Origin of the sequence: Synechococcales cyanobacterium CNB, from assembly GCA_030263455.1 — a bacterium.
Taxonomy (GTDB): domain Bacteria; phylum Planctomycetota; class Phycisphaerae; order Phycisphaerales; family UBA1924; genus CAADGN01.
Genome location: SZOZ01000002.1, coordinates 568,783 through 586,076, shown reverse-complemented (window position 1 = coordinate 586,076; position 17,294 = coordinate 568,783). Strand labels below are relative to the sequence as shown.

The 17,294-nt window shown below is 69.6% G+C and carries 16 protein-coding genes; 8 read left to right on the top strand and 8 right to left on the bottom strand.

The genetic code is table 11. The features are described 5' to 3' along the window. The first annotated feature begins 70 nt into the window (after positions 1-70). Complete coding sequence (locus FBT69_04090) at positions 71-883, top strand: HAMP domain-containing histidine kinase (protein MDL1903981.1); 813 nt, start codon at positions 71-73, stop codon at positions 881-883. Here the strand turns inward: FBT69_04090 and FBT69_04085 are convergent. The 3 genes from FBT69_04085 to FBT69_04075 all read right to left on the bottom strand — a co-directional run bounded on the left by FBT69_04085 (position 880) and on the right by FBT69_04075 (position 3,735). Then, positions 880-1,455, bottom strand: coding sequence for a TetR/AcrR family transcriptional regulator (locus tag FBT69_04085; GenBank protein MDL1903980.1), 576 nt, complete (start codon positions 1,453-1,455; stop codon positions 880-882). The two genes, FBT69_04090 and FBT69_04085, sit on opposite strands and share 4 nt — an antisense overlap. A 151-nt stretch (positions 1,456-1,606) precedes the next feature. Beyond that, positions 1,607-2,689, bottom strand: a complete 1,083-nt coding sequence (locus FBT69_04080) for a hypothetical protein (protein ID MDL1903979.1) — start codon at positions 2,687-2,689, stop codon at positions 1,607-1,609. 71 nt (positions 2,690-2,760) lie between these two features. Then, positions 2,761-3,735 carry an Mrp/NBP35 family ATP-binding protein gene (locus FBT69_04075; protein ID MDL1903978.1) on the bottom strand — a complete coding sequence of 325 codons (975 nt, stop codon included), beginning with the start codon at positions 3,733-3,735 and terminating at the stop codon, positions 2,761-2,763. Between FBT69_04075 and FBT69_04070 the strand changes: the two genes are divergently transcribed. From FBT69_04070 to FBT69_04055, 4 genes are all read left to right on the top strand, one after another. Continuing rightward, positions 3,734-4,858 (top strand): hypothetical protein, encoded by a 1,125-nt coding sequence (locus FBT69_04070; GenBank protein ID MDL1903977.1) that lies wholly within the window; start codon positions 3,734-3,736, stop codon positions 4,856-4,858. The genes FBT69_04075 and FBT69_04070 overlap by 2 nt on opposite strands. A 373-nt stretch (positions 4,859-5,231) precedes the next feature. Beyond that, positions 5,232-6,209: an NAD-dependent epimerase/dehydratase family protein gene (locus FBT69_04065; protein ID MDL1903976.1), complete on the top strand. Its 978-nt coding sequence runs from the start codon at positions 5,232-5,234 to the stop codon at positions 6,207-6,209. 79 nt (positions 6,210-6,288) lie between these two features. Next, positions 6,289-7,113 carry a hypothetical protein gene (locus FBT69_04060; protein MDL1903975.1) on the top strand — a complete coding sequence of 275 codons (825 nt, stop codon included), beginning with the start codon at positions 6,289-6,291 and terminating at the stop codon, positions 7,111-7,113. 493 nt (positions 7,114-7,606) lie between these two features. After that, the gene (locus FBT69_04055; GenBank protein ID MDL1903974.1) at positions 7,607-8,095 is read left to right on the top strand and encodes a hypothetical protein; all 489 of its coding nucleotides are present in this window, start codon (positions 7,607-7,609) and stop codon (positions 8,093-8,095) included. 36 nt (positions 8,096-8,131) lie between these two features. Here FBT69_04055 and FBT69_04050 read toward each other — a convergent pair whose 3' ends face one another. Next, positions 8,132-10,867, bottom strand: a complete 2,736-nt coding sequence (locus FBT69_04050) for an AAA family ATPase (GenBank protein ID MDL1903973.1) — start codon at positions 10,865-10,867, stop codon at positions 8,132-8,134. Positions 10,868-11,178: 311 nt separating this feature from the next. Here FBT69_04050 and FBT69_04045 point away from each other — a divergent pair, with 311 nt between their 5' ends. Next, positions 11,179-11,460, top strand: a complete 282-nt coding sequence (locus FBT69_04045; GenBank protein ID MDL1903972.1) for a hypothetical protein — start codon at positions 11,179-11,181, stop codon at positions 11,458-11,460. A gap of 116 nt (positions 11,461-11,576) precedes the next feature. Here FBT69_04045 and FBT69_04040 read toward each other — a convergent pair whose 3' ends face one another. Both FBT69_04040 and FBT69_04035 read right to left on the bottom strand, forming a co-directional pair. After that, positions 11,577-12,083: a hypothetical protein gene (locus tag FBT69_04040; protein MDL1903971.1), complete on the bottom strand. Its 507-nt coding sequence runs from the start codon at positions 12,081-12,083 to the stop codon at positions 11,577-11,579. 241 nt (positions 12,084-12,324) lie between these two features. Beyond that, positions 12,325-13,233 (bottom strand): hypothetical protein, encoded by a 909-nt coding sequence (locus FBT69_04035; protein ID MDL1903970.1) that lies wholly within the window; start codon positions 13,231-13,233, stop codon positions 12,325-12,327. A gap of 231 nt (positions 13,234-13,464) precedes the next feature. On the opposite strand from FBT69_04035, the gene FBT69_04030 reads away from it, so the two are divergent. Next, positions 13,465-14,310: a hypothetical protein gene (locus tag FBT69_04030; GenBank protein ID MDL1903969.1), complete on the top strand. Its 846-nt coding sequence runs from the start codon at positions 13,465-13,467 to the stop codon at positions 14,308-14,310. Further along, positions 14,311-14,529: a hypothetical protein gene (locus FBT69_04025; protein ID MDL1903968.1), complete on the top strand. Its 219-nt coding sequence runs from the start codon at positions 14,311-14,313 to the stop codon at positions 14,527-14,529. A gap of 15 nt (positions 14,530-14,544) precedes the next feature. On the opposite strand, the gene ggt is transcribed toward FBT69_04025, so the two are convergent. Beyond that, the gene (gene ggt, locus FBT69_04020) at positions 14,545-16,278 is read right to left on the bottom strand and encodes a gamma-glutamyltransferase (protein MDL1903967.1); all 1,734 of its coding nucleotides are present in this window, start codon (positions 16,276-16,278) and stop codon (positions 14,545-14,547) included. A gap of 69 nt (positions 16,279-16,347) precedes the next feature. Next, complete coding sequence (locus FBT69_04015) at positions 16,348-17,283, bottom strand: endonuclease/exonuclease/phosphatase family protein (GenBank protein MDL1903966.1); 936 nt, start codon at positions 17,281-17,283, stop codon at positions 16,348-16,350. Positions 17,284-17,294 lie beyond the last annotated feature (11 nt).

The following is a 17,294-nucleotide window of genomic DNA, read 5'->3' as shown; positions in this document are numbered from 1 at the left end:
CTGTGCCCCAAGTTCCGACCGGATTGGACCGATAGCCCAATCGTGCCCGGGATGAGGCCGCGCGCTTGCCATGCCCGAAACCGAACCGATTTCGCCGACCGACCCGCAGGCCCATCTCGACAGGCTGCAAGCGGAGATCGACCGTCTTCGGGGTCAACTGGCCGAATCGCACCGGCTGTCCATGCTCGGCATCGCTGCTGGGATGATCGCCCACGAGGTCAACAACATCCTGACGCCCGTGCTGGGCTACGCCAAGGCTGCGCTCGCAAGGCCGGAAGATGCGGCGTTGGTTCGCAAGGCCCTGGAACGTTCCGCTTCCGCCGCCAAACGGGCAAGTGGCATCGCCGAGGCTGTGCTCGCAGTTGCGAAGGGTGGGGGAGTCCAGCCGGACGAGTGCGAGATCGCGGTGTGCATCACAACCGCCCTGCAGAACCTTGGCCGAGAGTTGAACCAGGACGGGATCACCGTGTCGATCGAGGTGCCTGCCGGCGGGCGCGTCGCCATCTCGGCCACTGCCCTCGAACAGATCCTGTTGAACCTGCTTCTTAATGCCCGGGAAGCGATGATGCCCGGCGGCGGGGAACTCACCGTCCGAGTGAGAGAGTGTTCCACGTGGAACACGCACGCCACGATCGAGATTAGCGACACGGGCAAGGGTATTCCCCTGCACCTGAGAGATCGTGTGTTCGAGCCGTTCGTTTCCAGTCGAGGGAGCGGACTCGGTCTCGCCCTCTGTCGAACACTCGTCGAGGCGGCAGGGGGGAGCATCCGGGTCGAGCCTCGCCAAGGGGGGGGGACGACGGTCGTGGTCGAACTTCAAACGGCCAAGGGGGCCAGCTGCCAAAGAGCCAGGTCGGAGCACGCGCGGGAGAAGGCGGCCTAGGCAGGCATCCCGGCAGCGAAGGCTGACCGCACAATCGCCTCGGCTGCTCGCCGGGCGGTGGTCGCAGCGTCCGCCTCTCCTGCGGCGTGGGCGCGGGCGATCGCGCCGTCCACCAGTAACGCAAGTTCGGCCGCGAGAGTGGGGGGATCTGGCGCGCCCGCGGCCCGAGCGAGCGAGCCGAGGTACTCGCGGAGCCAGGCTTTGTGTTCGGCGACAGCACGCCGGATGGGGCCGTCCGCCTCGGGGAACTCAGCCGCAGCGTTCAGGAAGATGCACCCGCGGAAATCGTCCCGCTCAAACCACCGGGACAGCACGTCGAACACGGCGAGCATCCTGGCCCGCGGCTCCGAAGCCCGCGCTTCGACCAGCGCGGCGAAGGTCTCGCGGAAGCGATGATCGCGCCGGCGCAGGGCCGCGAGCACAAGGCCGTCCTTGGACTTGAAGTGCTTGTAGAGCGACATCTTGGCGACGCCGGCCTCGGCGAGGAGGAGATCGATGCCGACGGCATTGAACCCCTTGGCCTCGAAGATGGTGGAAGCATGATTGAGAAGACGATCGGCAACCGTGGTCATGGACGGAATGATCGGTTCTTGACGGGTAGAACCTTCTGTTTCATCGAGTCAGCGGCACAAGGACCGATTCGCCCTGATGGGTCGAGAACATGAACAGACGGTTCTGTCTCTAGGATTGATCGGGGGAGATACTTTGCGACCGGCCGGGGTATCAGGCGATGTGTCGCAGTTTCGTCACTCGGCCGACCTCGACCCACTCGACAACGAAGATGTTGCCCTCGCGGTCGAAGATCGCGCTGTGGGGGGCGATGAATCGGCCGGGGATGAACTCGTCGCGGGGCCTGTCGCGCAGGGCGGTGTTGCCGCCATCGCCGAGGTGGACGATGACACGGTTCTCGCGGTCGAAGATGGTGACCCGGGCCTCGAGGTCCGGGATGAGCAGGTCCGTGCCTCGGGTGTGGAAGTGGCAGGGGAGCCGGAGTTCGTCGGTGACGAGGCCGAGAACGCGGCCTTCGAGGTCGAAGCGGTGGAGTCTGCGGTTGGAGCGGTCGGCGACGAGGAGTTCGGGCTGTGGGCCGCGCGTATCGACGATCAGGCCGTGCGGGCAGGAGAGTTGTCCGCGCTGGTTGCCGGGTCCGCCGAAGGAGCGGAGGTACTCGGCGTCGCGGCTGTAGTGGTGGATCCAGGACTTGCCGTAGCCGTCGGCGACGTAGAAGTCGCCGTTGGGGGCGGTGGCGACGTTGGTGGGGTGGTACTCATCGGGGCTGTTGTAGAGACCGGAGGCGTCGGGGACGCCGAGCCGCCAGACTTCCTCGCCCCTGAGGTCGGTCTTGACGACGACGCCGCGTGCGAAATCGCAGAGGTAGAGGAACTCTTCGCGTCCCTCGCGTGCGATGTGCAGGCCGTGGGCGCCGCCGCGGAACTCCGCGCCCCAACTCTCGATGAACCGGCCGTCGGGGTCGAAGACGCATACGGCGTCGGGCGAGGAACTCGAGGCGTGGACCGTGTGCTTGACGTAGATTCGGCCCTGCGCATCCTCGCAGACGCCGTGCGTGTTGCCGAGGGCGACGTGGTCGGGAATCTTCGCCCAGTCGTGGATGCACTCGTAGGCGTGCCGGCCCTCGCCGAGGATGACGGGCTGCAGGCCGGAGCGGTCGCGCGTCCGCACGAACGGGAACGCAAGCGTGGACGCGGCGGCGGGCAGAGCGAGGGAGCCGACGCCGGCGGCGGTCGCCGTTCGCAGGAAGGCGCGCCGGGTGCAGTCGGCGGGGCGAACGCGTGGGTTCATGGTCATTGGTTTGCTCCGTTCGGCGCGGGACGCCGACGGTCGCATCTTCCCACGGAACCTTGCGCGCCGCAAGGCGCTCAGCTCACCCGCAGTTCCGGGCCGCGCGTGCGCATCACGGCGAGGGCGACCTGGGCTTCGAGGTTGTGAGCCAGGGAGTTGAGCGCGTCCGGAAGCGGGCGGCCGCCGGCGGTGGGGGGGTCGAAGTTCTTCGGGGGCTCGCCGGTGTCGCTGTTGGCGCGCAGGGCCATGTTGATCGGCACCGCGCCGAGGAAGGGCAGCCCGAGCCGCTGGGCCATCATCTCAGCCCCCCCCCTCCCGAAGATGTCGTACTCCTTCCCGTCGTCGCCGATGAACCAGGACATGTTCTCCACCACGCCCAGCACCGGGATGCCCAGCTGCTGGAACATGCGCACGGCCCGCACCGCGTCGTCCTGCGCCACCTTCTGCGGCGTGCAGACGACGACCGCGCCGGTGAGGCGCAGCGTCTGGGCGAGCGTGAGGCTCACGTCGCCGGTGCCGGGCGGCAGGTCGATGACGAGGTAGTCGAGTTCGCCCCAATCGGTGCGCTCGACGAGTTGCTTGAACGCGCCGTGCGCCATCGGCCCGCGCCAGATGAGCGGCTTCTCCGTCTCGACGAGCTTGCCGATCGTGATGGCCTTGATGCCGTGTACGGCGTGCGGCGCGAGCTTGCCCGCCACGACGGCCTGCTCCAGAGCGTGCAGCCCCAGCATGGTCGGCAGCGACGGGCCGTAGATGTCGCCGTCGAGCAGGCCGACCGCGTGACCGCGCCGCGCGAGCGCAACGGCCAGGTTCACGGCGATCGTGGACTTGCCCACGCCGCCCTTGCCCGCCCCCACGGCGATCGCGTGACGCACGCCCGGCAGAGCGGGGGCAACGGACTGCGGAGCGGGGGGGGCTTCAGGTGGTTGGGTCATCTGGTCGTGCCTTGCAGCTCGGGCGGGGTGTGGCGGGGGAACCTCTCCGTAGAAACGATAGAGGATGCAGCGCGGGCAATCCGGGGATGCAAGGGGCGTTGTGCAGAGGCGTGACATGACCCTTGAAGGAGCATCGATGATGATCCGGCAGATTTTCGTGGCAGCGTGCGTGGCGGCGGTCGGCGGAATGGCGATGGGGCAGGGGGAACAGCCGGGTCGGCATGAGCCGCCGCTCCGGGGGCCGGGGGTCGTGGACCGAATGCCCCCCGGCTGGCAGTCGAGTTTCACAGGCCAGGAGGGCGAGCGTACCCGCATGGAGCAGGCCCGAGTGCCGCACGACCTCTTCATGCGGGCCGTCTTTTCGCTCGACGCGCCGGAGGCACCTCGGCATCTGCGGCTCACCGATGGCCAGCGGCTCAGGATTCAGGAGTTACAGGAGGCATTCCGGCGCGACGTGCGAGCGCACGTGGAAAAGCACGCCGACGAGTTGCGCGGCCAGGTGCGCCGGGATGGCGCGATCGATCGTCCGGTGCAACCCGGTGCGCGCCCGGGAGGCGCGCCTGGGGGTCAACCCGAGGCCAGACCGCTTCAGCGCAGGCCGGGCGAACCGGCGGTGGGTCCGGAACCGCGCTCCGAAGGCAGACCCGGAGCGCGACCCAATCCAGAGACAAGGCCCGCGCCGGATGCGAGGCCTGTCCCGCAGCGCGTGGAGCCGGACGTCGTTCGCCCGCCCACGATGGACGAGCGGGAGCGGCGCGCTCATGCACAGCGGCTTGCCGAGATTCGGCGCAGCGGACCGCGGATCGCGGACGTCGAGGCGAAGGTCTGGAACCTGCTGACGGAGGAGCAGCAGGTGCACGTCGGGGCGCGTCTGGAGGCGGCGAGGCGGGAGATCGACGCGCGCCGCGACGAGGCCTACCGCGAGATGATGACGGATCGACTGCGCGCCGAGCGTGAGGCGCGTGGCCTCGACGCCGGCCCGTCCGGCGGGGACGATCCGGCGCGCCGCAGGGCGATCCGCCAGGCCCTCGAACGCGGGGACATCCCGGCCGAGTTGCTCGAACGCCTGCCGGAACGGGCGCGCGAGCGACTCCGGGCGATGTCCCCGGAGGACCGTCGGCGGGCGATCGAGCGACTCATGGAACGCCGGTTCGGGGAGGGACGGCCCGAACAGCCCGCGCCGGGGCAACGGCGACCGCCGCCCCCGATGGACAGCGTGGACATTCCCGAGCCGCGCTAGGCCTTCCGCGACACCGCAGCGTGGTCTGAAGATGCCCTAGAGCCTGCCATCGGCGGGCTTTATGGCAGTGCGGGGGTCCGAAAATCGCGCAAACCCTGCCGCCACCCGGTGCGTATGACATCTGTGGACAACCTGTCGGCAACGGGCCGCGGGGCCGGAATGCCGGTACCCCTAGAGGTTGGGTTTGTCAAGCTCGGGACGTGAAAACTGGTGCGAAGTTTGATGGGATTTGGAACAGTTCACCCGATATCGCACTAGACTCCATTGATCTCTCTCTCCTCCAGCGGGGCGCTGTCTTACGATGGCGCCCTGCTTTCTGCGCCGACTCCGGCGGTCGCGGCTGAATGCGGCAGGCCCCCCCCGACGCCCCCCCATGACCACCTCGCCCACCACGTCCACCACCATCGCCGTGACTGGCGCCGCGGGTTTTATCGGCTCGCACCTCGCGGGTGCGCTCGTCTCGCGCGGGCGCCGCGTCGTCGGCATCGACAACTTCGACCCGTTCTACGATCGCTCGCTCAAGGAGGAGAACGTGCGCGGGCTGGCGGCAGGGGGGGGCTTCACGCTCGCGGAAGGCGACATCTGCGATTTCGACTGGCTCTCGCGCCTGTTCGAGCGCGAGCGGCCCGAGGGCGTCGTCCACCTCGCCGCGAAGGCCGGCGTGAGGCCGAGCGTCGAAGACCCCGTCGGCTACGCCCGCGCGAACGTGCTCGGCACCGCGAGCGTTCTCGAAGCGGCGCGCGAGGCGGGCGTGTCGCGGATGGTCGTCGCATCGTCGTCGTCGGTCTACGGGAACAACCCGAAGACACCGTTTGCGGAAGAGGATTCCGTCGATGGGCCGATCAGCCCTTACGCCGCGACCAAGCGGGCCTGCGAGCTCCAGTCTTTCACGCACCATCACCTCACGGGCATGCCCACGTGCTGCCTGCGGTTCTTCACGGTGTACGGACCGCGCCAGCGGCCTGACCTCGCCATCGGCTCCTTCATGCGCCGGCTCGCGGCGGGCGAGACGCTCTCCGTCTACGGCGACGGCTCCACCAGCCGCGACTACACCTACATCGACGACGTCGTCGCCGGCATCATCAGCGCGTACGAGCGTGTGCCTCGCTTCGGCTTCCGCGTCTGGAATCTCGGCAGCGATCGTCCGGTGCGCCTCGACGAACTCATCGCGGCGATCGGGCGCGTCGTCGGCGTCGAGCCGAGGGTCACGCACACTCCCCCCCTTGCCGGCGACGTGGAGCGTACCTGGGCCGACCTTTCCCGCGCCAGGGCCGAGCTGGGCTACGCCCCGAGGACGCCGCTCGAAGAGGGCCTGCGCCGGCAGTGGGCGTGGATCGCCGGCGAGGGCTGACCGGCGCCGCGCGAAATCGCGGGCCGACTCTTTGCCAACAACCCCCCGGTCGGTACGCTGACGGGGAAGGAGGCCGGCGATGCGGCTGGTGAGACTGACGGTGATGGTGATCGCGGCGGTGGGGGGGGCGTCGGTCGCGGCGGAACGCGCCTCGGCTCAGGATGCACCGCTCGCCGGGCCTGCGCTCGCCGGCGTGGAACGCGAGACTTCGCTCGTGCGTGTGGACTACGAGGGCCGCGTGCGCCGGTTGGAGGTGCCCCCCGAAGAAGCCGCGCTCGAGTTGCTCGGTCTGGACGCGGGCACGCTCGCCGCGGCGCGCCGTGTGATCTCGGAGCGGGCCGCGGTCATGGACCGCATCGTCCTCGACAATCTCGACCTCTTCCCTCAGTTCGCCGCGGCCGAGCAGGCGGGCGACAAACTCGGGCAACTGCGGCTCTTCCTCGAGTTCGTGCGCATCACCGAGCCGCTGCGCCAGCGCGGCACGCTGGGCGAGGAACTTCGCGCCGTGCTGCCCGAGGGCGTGCGCGCCCGCCTGGACCGGCTCGTCAGCGACTACTGGCGCGCCGTCGCCGCCGAGCGGGTCCAACGGGCGAAGGCCGAGGGCGCGACCGTCCGCGCCGGCGAGGCCATGCGTCAGGAGCGCTTCGAGGCCCTCGGACGCGAACTCGAGCGCTCCTACGCGCGCCTCTCGGCCAGCGAGTCGTTCTTCGTCGAGTACCTGCTCCGCGGCCTGGGCCTGAGCGAGCATCAGGAGAAGCGCATCCGCGCCATCATCGGCGAATACGATGCCCGCGCCATGCGCGGCGCGACCGAGGCGGAGCAGGCCGAAGCGTTCCTCGGCGTCATCGCCCTGCTCAACGAGAAGCAGCGCGAGGCGTTCCTGGAGCGGCTCAAGGGGTTCTGACGCCCTGCCACAGCCAGTAGCCCAAGAGCCAGATCGCCCACCGTCGTCGTTGTCCGCGTGCTGCCCAAGCACGATCGCGGCGATCGCGACGCCGCACTCGGGGCAGGTGCGTCCGTCCGTACCGCTCAGGTTGTAGCCGGACGCAGGGCACGGCTCGTCGCGCAGGTCGAGCCACCCGCACAGCACGGCGTCGGGATCGAAGCGAGACGCGGGGCGGAAGACAGCGAGGGAGCGGACCCCGAAATCGCGGCGGAATCCGAGCATGGCGGCGCGGAGCCGGGCGAGGATGTCTTCGATCGCCGCCATTCGGCTGGATTCAAACCGGCGGTGAAAGTGGGGGTGAGTCGTGGACGCGACTCCCTTCACGCTCGGTTCCGTGCCGTGCGTCGTCGGTACGCCGATTTGCCCGGCGACCTGCAACCCGCACCCCAACATCCCCAATAAGTTAGTGATCGCTAAACAAGCCTGCCCGCCCACTGAAAGGATGCCCGTCATGCACCGTCTCTTTCGAATCGTTCCGGTTGTTCTTGCCTGCTCTGTTCTCGCCCTTGCCGGGTCGGGGTGCCACAACGGGAGCGAGCCGGTCAACCGCCACGCCGGGGCGACCCTGATGCTTCGTCCGGAGAACGCCACAGGCGGCGTCGGGGTCGTGCGTCGGACGGACCTGCTGGTCGCCTTCCACAGGACGTCGGAGAAGGAAGCCGAACTGCGGGTGCTGATCAGGGCACGGGATGACGCCCGTGCCGCAGGGGACGAGCAGGCGGTTGCGGCCTACGAGGCCTACGGCGAGATGATGCAGGACATCGCTCACCGCCAACTGGCCGGGACCGAGCCGCTCTACACACTCATCCCCGGCATCGAGGACGAGCTGCGGCTGGTGATGGACCGCCACGCCTTGGCCCGCGTGGTCGAGGCCGGGCCGGGGATCGCGGGGCTGGATGTCACGGACGAACTGACCGCGCTGCTGCTGGAGCGGGAATGAGCGAGAAGTCGTTCGAGCGATCGATGCAGAGCGGGTTCAGCTGACGGTCGCACCGCTGCCGATCTTCTCGAACACCAGGCTCTTGCCGCGTGCGTCGGCGAGGATGCGGTCGCCCGCGGCGAACTCGCCGGCGAGGATTCGGCTGGCCAGGGCGTTCTCGATGCGCTGCTGGATGGTGCGCTTGAGCGGCCGCGCGCCGTAGGCCGGATCCCAGCCCTCGGCGGCCAGCAGGGTCTTGGCCTCGGCCGTCAGTTCGAGGTCCATCTCGCGTTCGCGCAGGCGTGCCCGCAGGCGTTCGAGTTGGATGTCCACGATGGCGGCGATCTGCTCGCGCTTGAGCTGGTGGAAGACGACGATCTCGTCGATGCGGTTGAGGAGTTCGGGGCGGAAGAACTGCTCGCGCATGCCGACGTCGAGGCGGGCGTCCATGCGCCCGCGCCGGGCGATCTCGTCGGGGCTGAGGCCTTCGGCGGAGAAGTCCGCGCCCGGGCCGCGCCGGATGAGGTCTCGCACGGCGGCCTCGACCTCCCAGTCCTCCGCGCCGCGCTCGGTCATCTCCTGGATTTTCTGGCTGCCGAGGTTGCTGGTCATCACGACGATGGTGTTTCGGAAGTCGACGGTGCGTCCTTGACCGTCGGTGAGCCGCCCGTCGTCGAGCATCTGGAGCAGCACGTTGAAGACGTCCGGGTGAGCCTTTTCGATCTCGTCCATCAGCACGACGCAGTAGGGTCGGCGCCGGACGGCCTCGGTGAGCGCGCCGCCCTCCTCGTAGCCGACGTAGCCGGGCGGCGCGCCGATCATGCGCGCGACCGCGTGCTTCTCCATGTACTCGCTCATGTCGATGCGGACGAGGGCCTCCTCGGTGTCGAAGAGGAACTCGGCGAGCGCCTTGCAGGTCTCGGTCTTGCCCACGCCGGTCGGGCCGAGGAAGAGGAAGCTGCCGATCGGGCGGGCCGGGTCGCCCAGGCCGGCACGCGAGCGGCGCACGGCGTCCGAGACCGCCCGCAGCGCGTCGTCCTGCCCGACGACGCGCCGGCGCAGGTGCTCTTCCATCCGCGCCAGTTTGTCGCGTTCGGACTCGACCAGGCGCGAGACCGGGATGCCCGTCCACCGAGCGACGACCTCCGCGACCTGCTCGGCGTCCACTTCCTCCTTCATCAGTGCGTCGCCGCGTGCCTGTCGCTCGTCGATCGCACGCTCGGCGGCCTCGAGGCGCGACGCCAGTTCGCGCAGTTCGCCGTACTGGATGCGGGCGGCGGTCTCGAGGTCGCCGCGGCGCTGGGCCTGTTCGAGTTCCGTGCGCTTGTGATCGATGCGCGACTTGAGCCTCTTGACCTCGTCGTACTGCTTCTTCTCGTCCTCCCACTGGGCGGTGAGGGCGTTGTTGCGTTCGCGAAGTTCGGCCAGTTCGCGCTCGACGCGCTCCAGCTCCTTCGTTCCGCCGGTGGGGCGGGCGTCCCGCCCGCCTTCCCCCTCCAGCCGCAGCGCCTCTCGCTCGATCTCGAGCTGCATGATGCGACGGCGCAGCTCGTCGAGTTCGGTCGGCACGCTGTCGATCTCGATGCGCAGCCGGCTGGCGGCCTCGTCGATCAGGTCGATCGCCTTGTCCGGCAGGAAGCGGTCGGCGATGTACCGATGGCTGAGCTGGGCCGCGGCCAGGATGGCCCCGTCCTGGATGCGCACGCCGTGGTGGGCCTCGTAGCGCTCTTTCAGCCCGCGCAGGATGGCGACGGTTTCCTCGACGCTGGGCTGGTCGACGTAGATCGGCTGGAAGCGTCGCTCGAAGGCCGGGTCTTTCTCGACGTGCTTGCGGTATTCGTCGAGCGTGGTGGCGCCGATGCAGCGCAGCTCGCCGCGCGCCAGCGCGGGCTTGAGCATGTTGCCCGCGCTGACCGCCCCCTCGGCCGCGCCCGCGCCGATGATCGTGTGCAGTTCGTCGATGAAGAGGATGACCTGCCCGTCGCTGGACGTGACCTCGCGCAGCACCGCCTTGAGTCGCTCCTCGAACTCGCCGCGGAACTTGGTGCCCGCCAGCAGCGCGCCCACGTCCAGGGCGATGATCCGCTTGTCGTGCATGCTCTCGGGGCAGTCGCCGTTGACGATGCGCAGGGCGAGGCCCTCGGCGATGGCGGTCTTGCCCACGCCCGGCTCGCCGATGAGCACCGGGTTGTTCTTGGTGCGGCGGCTCAGCACCTGCACGCAGCGGCGGATTTCCTCGTCGCGCCCGATGACGGGGTCGAGTTTACCCTGCTGAGCCTTCTCGGTCAGATCGATGCCGTACTTCTTGAGCGCTTCGAATCCGCTCTCCGCGTCCTGGTCGGTGATGGTCTCGACGCCGCTCGCCTTGCGGATCGCCTTGACCGCGTCGAGGAGACGCCGGCGGTCCAGCGCGAGCGCGCCCAGCGCGTCCTTCGCCTTCGTGTTCAGGTCGGCGATGGCGAGCAGCAGGTGCTCGCTCGACACGTACTGGTCGCCCAGCGACGTGCGCTCCTTCTCCGCACGCGCGAGCAGCTCCATCAGTTCGCGCCCGGGCGTGCCCGCGCCGCTGCTCGTCGTCGGCAGACGCGAGAGTTCGGCTTTCGCCAGTTGCGACAGGCGCGCCGCGTCCGCTCCCGCCCGCTGGATGATCGACGCCGCCGGCCCGTTGCGGTCCTCCGCCAGGGCCTGCAGCACGTGCAGGGCCGTGACCTCCGGGTGCGAGGCGGCGAGGGCGGCCGACTGGGCATCGGCCAGGGCCTGCTGGGCGGCATTCGTGAGTCTGTCCGGGCGCATCGAACCCTTCCTTCCTGACCAGTCTGTCCCTGAATCCATGCAACCCTCAGGCCCGGCAACCCGGCCCCGTCAGCCCGTCAAACCGGCCCAACACAGGCCGCCACGGCTTCCCAGGCCCGATACGCTGCCGTTCTGGCACTTTCCTGCCTCTGCTTCCGCTCGCTCATCGTCTGCTCCCTCGCCCGGGCCAAGCCCATCCTTCTTTCTGCATCCACCCTCGGCATCGGGCCGAATACGCCCTCGCGGCCGTGCCCGAATTTGACGCCCCGGGGCGGGGCCGGTAGAACACTGCCCGCCGGAAGGAGGCTCTCATGCGTCTGCGCCGTCTGTTCGCTGTTTCCGCCGCGGGCCTGTGCGCCGCGACCCTGATGGCCTGTTCTTCCGGGCCGTCCACGCCCTCGTCGCGGTATGCGGCCAAGATCAGGGCCAACCCCATGCCCGAGCTCGTCACTCTTTACCAGCGGCAGGTAGATGTGGACAACACGCTCGCGGTCATGGCCAACGAGAACGAACGGATGTTCATGCAGGACCTGGGGCGGGTCTTCTACACCGACCGTCCGAGCCGCCTGACCCGCGAGCCGATCCCGTGGTGATGCGGCGTCGCTTCGGGGCGCGGGCCTGACGGGGAGCGCCGAACCATACCGACGAACAGGCCCGGGGAACGATTCCCCGGGCCTTGTTGTTTTGCTGGTTGACTCGGGGTGCGCGGTCAGGCCGCGGTGTACTTGCCGCGTGCGAGCTTCTTGATCTTGTCGCTCCTGATGAGCGTCTGGTTGACGATGGTGCGGAAGTTGGGGGAAGTGGTCTTGTAGCCGGCGCGCTTGACGGCGTTGGCGACTTCGGTGACGCCCATGGTCTTGCCCTTGAGCACGCGGGCGAGGTAGGTTTCGAGGTTCGCGTCGTTGCGGGGGCGCTTTCGGCCCGTGCTGCCGCCCGCGGGCCAGCCCGGCCCGCGTCCGCCGCCGCGCCGGCGTCCCCGGGCCGGAGCCACGTCCAGCCCCGCGAGTTGGGAGCGGACGTCGTCGAGTTCCGCCATCAGTTCGGCCTCTCGGTCGCGCAGGGCCGGCGCCGCGTTCTGCCGGCGTGCGAGCTCGGCCGCGATGGCCTCCGTGCTCATCGACGCGAGCGCGCCCGTTCCGCGGGCAGCGGACCTGCGCGCACGCCGAACGGCCTTGCGCATCACTCTCCTGCGGCGGACCTTCCTCTTCTTCGCCATGTGCGTTCAACCTCTCTTGCCGGACGGCGCGCCCGTTGTCTGGCCCACGTGGCACAGAATGGAAGTCATGTGAGATGCCGGACGCGCTGCGCGGCGAGTTGCGTTCTTCAAACCATGCTAGCGAGCCGAACCGCGTTGATACAACCGATTGTGAACAAAGAAAGACCGGGGCGAACCAAACACGAACAGGCGAAAGAAGTTCGCGGATGCAACGCCATGCTCATCACACACGCAACGCGCTTCATGGCCTCGGTTCCGCCGCCATCGCGGCGCGCAATCGCGCGGTCAGCGGGCCGGGTTTCCCATCGGCGATGGTTTCCCGCTCTACCGCCACGATGGGCAGCACGTCCCAGCTCGAGTTCGTCAGGAAGATTTCGTCCGCCCCGAGCACGTCGTCGATCGTGATCATGCGCCGCTGTGCGTCGATGCCAAGCTCTGTCGCCAGGTCGAGCAAGGCGGCCCGCGTGACGCCGGGCAGGACCGGGCTGGGGAGGGTCGCGCCCTCGTCGCCTCGGGCGAACGGCGTGAGGAGCGTGCCGTCCTTCACGACGAAGGCGTTGGAGACGCACCCGCCCGCGAGGTGGTTGGTGATCTGGAAGACGAGGGCCTCGGCCGCGCCCTTCGCCGAGGCCCGGTGCAACTCACGCAGCCTCCACCAGTAGTTCAGCGTCTTGTGCCCCTCGGTGGGGTTGAACGGGTTGGCGCGGGCGTCGGCGATGGCGACCCGAACCCCCCGCTCGAACATCGCCTCGGGGTAGTCCGTCGCGGGCTGGGCGAGGATCATCACGGTCGGCGAGTGGGGGGGGGGCGGCGTCGTGCCCGGCGCGGGCCGGGGGGCCGCGCTCATGTCCCCCGCCGTGATGGTGAGACGGACGCGGGCACGCGGCAGCCCGCTTCGCTTCACCGTCAGCAGCACGGCGTCGATGAGCGCATCGCGCCGCAGGTCGTTGCTCAGGGCCAGTTCCTGCGCCGACGCGCAGAGCCGGTCCACGTGCTCGGGCAACCGGCGCCCCCACGCCTCGCCGGCGGCGTTGCCCGCGGCAAGCGTCTCGAACAGCCCGACGGCATGCTGCAGGCCCGCGTCGAACGCCGAGACCCGGGCCTCGCCCGGCTCGACGAACGCGCCGTTCAGGAAGACGGTGGTCGGCATGGGAGGAGGGTAGCAAATGGCCAGATCATCAAACGGACACAGCGAAACGCGGGTCCGCCGGATGGCGGCGAGCGTGCGGCGGCGTGCGGAAGACCCTTGATGGTGAGGGGGCAATCAGTAGACTGGAAGGTGCGCCGATCTGGCGCGGGGACGTCCCGAGGAGAGCGGCGTTCGCCGGTCTCGTGGGCTTTCAGGGCGGCGCCGAGTGGTCGAGTCTGAAGGAGCCCAGCTGTGCAACCGAAGTTCCAGTTCCGTACGGTGATCTGCGCAGCGGCAGCGGCCGGTGTGTCCGCATCAGCCACCGCCCAGGATGGTCGAACGCTGCACGTCTCTCCCGTGCCCGAGATGGTCGTCCCGGCACGCTACGCGCCCGTCGTTCTCTTGGACGGCCAGGCCCGCCTCGCAGGCGAGTGGCGCGACTACGACGCGCCCGACGCCGCCACCCGCGAAGGCACGCGCGGCTGCGAACGCCTGTGGGATGCGCTGCAGGTCCATCCATGCTCGGGCGAGCCGATCGGCGGCGGGGAGTGCGGAGTGCCGGACCGCAGCCGCTGGTACTTCGGAGCGCAGTACCTCAACCCTCTCGCCGCAAGTGAGATGAGCATGGACCCCGGCTATGAGGGTTCCTTCGCAACACGGGCGGGCTGGATGTGGTGGTGGGGCGCGACCGCCGTGTGCTATGTCGGCATCCTCACCGCCGAGGACTCGTTCCGACCGGCGTGCGATGAGCCGCCCGGCGCGGCGGGGTGGGTCTTCGAGTTCCCCGCACTCAAGTCGGGCATGTGGTTCACCAGCGTTGACCTCGGGACTGGCGGCACCGACGGCTGGACCATGCCGCAGGATGGCGCGGGCGCGAATCTCCACTTCCTCGCCGATCGAATCGAGAACGGCGACTTCTGCGTGGTGGACTCCTTCGGCGCGCACCTCGCCCTCTGGGGCACGGCCGACGCCGGCGGGATTCCCGGTCGCCCCGGCTCATCCACCGGATGGAGCCAGGACGTAGACGCCTTCATCTGCGGTGCGCCGGGCGACGCCTGGTGCTACTTCTTCACCGACCTCGGCGTCTGCCCGATCTGATTGACGCACGCCATCACCTTCTGGGGCGTCCCCGGCGATCCCCTCCCCTGCTTCGTCGATTGCAACAACGACCGCGTCCTCGACACACGCGACCTCTTCTGCTTCCTCAACCTCTACGCCGCCGGAGACGCCGCCGCCGACTGCAACGGCGATACCGCCATCAACTCCCTCGACGTCATGTGCTTCCTCGACCTCTTCAGGTACCCGCCGTGCCCGTGATGCGGCCTCGCGCCGTCAGTGCCCCGCCGGTCGCCCGCCGTGTCGCGGGTCGCACGCCGCGTGCCAGCCCTCGCTCGTGCGAACGATGAGTTGCGCCACGCCGATGCCCCCCGTCCGCTCGACATCGTGCCCGCGCGCCGCCAGCGCGCCGATCAGCGCGTTGTGCTCGCTGTCCGCCGCTCCGCTCGTCTCGTAGAGCAAACGGTCCGGCAGCCACTGGTGGTGCAGCCGGGGCGCGGCGACGGCGTGGCCCGCGTCCAGCCCGCGCACCAGCGCGTTCAGCAGGCACTGCGCCGTGGCCGTGATGATCCGCGGCCCGCCGGCCGCGCCCGCCACAGCCTCCACCCGCCCTTCCGCGTCGAGCACGATCGTCGGGCTCATGCTGCTCAGCGGTCGCTTGCCCGGCGCGGGCGCGTTGCGCGCCGACTGGCGCAGTCCGAAGGCGTTCGGCTCGCCCGGACGGGCCGTGAAGTCGTCCATCTCGTTGTTCAGGCAGATGCCCCACGCCTCGACCGTGATCCGCGAGCCGAACGACAGGTTGATCGTCTCCGTGCACGCCACCGCCCCGCCCCACTGGTCCACGGCGCACAGGTGACTCGTGCCCGCGTCGTCCGGCGGCGGCGCGGCCGGGGCGTCGTCTTTCGCCTCCCGCGTGCCGTAGGCGTGCGACGGGCGGGTGCGCTCGCGGTCGATCGTCGCGGCCCTGGCGTCGAGGTACTCGGGCGAGAGCAGACGCTGCACCGGCACGTCGACGAATGCCGGATCGCCCAGCCACTCGGCCCGGTCCGCGAAGGCGTGCTTCAACGACTCGACCAGCAGGTGTGCGAAGTCAGTGTCCGGAGGGCGCGGCCCGGTCATCGGCCCAGCGACTCGCTCCAGCATCAGCAGCGACTGGGCCATTGCCAGTCCGCCCGACGAGGGCGGCGGCATCGCCAGGAACGTGCGCCCCGCGAACTCGAACACCAGCGGAGACACCTCGACCGGCGCATAGCCGAGCATGTCATCGCGCGTGATGACGCCCCCTGCCGCCGCCGCGGCATCGGGGAGTTCCGGCGCGTCGTAGAACGCGGCCGCGCCGCGCTCCGCGATCGCCTCCAGCAGCCGCGCCTGCGGCTCGTTCACGATGCGGTCGCCAGGGCGGATCGCGCCCTCGCGCAGCAGCGTGCGCCAGAGGAGGGGACTGCGCCGTTTCTCCTCGTCGCTCATGTTCGGGGCGACCTCACGCGCCGCGGCGGCGTGCGCCCCGTCGGTGATGAACCCGTCCCGCGCCGCCGCGATCGCCGGCGCGAGCACAGCCGCACGCTCCATCGTTCCGTACCGCTCCAGCGCGTGCAGCAGCCCCGCCACCGTCCCCGGCACGGCGATCGCAAGCCCCGTGCGCGTGCTGGCGTGCTCGTGGCTCGCGCGCTGGAACATGTCCGGCGTCGCCGCGGCGGGCGCGGTCTCGCGGTAGTTGATCGCCGTCACGATGCGCCCGCGCAGGGGGTCGTTGGGGAGGTAAATGACCATGAACCCGCCGCCGCCCACGCCGCACGACTGCGGGCGCACAACCGAGAGCGCGAACGAGGCCGCCACCGCCGCGTCCACGGCGTTCCCGCCCGCGCGCAGCATGGCAGCGCCGGCCTCCGACGCGACCGGGTGCGCTGCCGCGACCGCTCCGTGCGTGTAGTGCGCGGCGTGCTGCTGAGCGCGGCAGTGGGAGGGAGCGAGAACCAGAACAACCGCGAGGAAGAAGCGGACAACTCGCATGAGTGGATGATACAGAGGCTCGCCCGGAGGCGCAGAGACGCGGGGTGTGAGAACCGATGCGAGCCGCGGCTAGGGAAGCCGGATTCGGGCGGACACCGGGAAGTGGTCCGAGGGCACGCGCCCGTCGCGCCGGGTGCGGATGATCGCCGCCTCGATCACTTCGGCTTCGGCGGGCACGAGAACGTAGTCGATCTTCGGACCGCGCGTAGCGTCGGAGCGGAAGGCGTTGAACGTACCAACCTCCACGGTGTCGGGATGGAGGAGGCGGAAGGAGTCCCGGAAGACGACGGCCGACCGATCGTCCGTGCCGCCGGTGAGAAAGAGCACGGCCGGGTTGTCCTCGCCCGCGTTCAGGTCGCCCATCAGCACGACCGGGTCCGCGTGCGTGTGCGCGGCGATGCGCTCCGCGATGAGCCGCACGCTCCTCTCGCGCGAGGGCTGTGATTCGTGGTCCAGGTGCGTGTTGTAGACGTACACGGCCCGGCCAGTCGCCTTTTCCACCAGACGCGCCCATGTGCAGACCCGCGTGATGCGGTTGCCCCAGTGCATCGAGCCGGGCATCTCCGGCGTGTCGGACAGCCAGAACGTGCCCGACTCCGCGACGGCGAAGCGGGCCGAGTCGTACAGGATGGTCGAGTGCTCGCCGCGCGTGCGACCGTCGTCTCGCCCCACGCCGATCTCGGCATATCGCGGCAGCGCGGCCGCAAGGTGGTCGAGTTGCCCGCGGAGCGCCTCCTGCAACCCGACCACGTCCGCGTCCGCTTCGCGGATCACCTCGGCCACGAAGTCCGCCCGGCGCTCCCAAGCGTTCGGCCCGTCCGCGGCCGTCGCGTAGCGGATGTTGAACGTCAGCAGCGAGAGTTCCAGCACGGGCTGGGCGCGGAGCGTCGAATGGACGAAGAACAAGGCAGCCAGCAGCAGCAGGGGGCGCAGCACGAACAAGCGTAGATCGAGCGAAGTAGTGGAGGGGGCGTGCGAGGTCCCCCCCCGAAGTTTCGGTAGGATGCGGCCTCGTG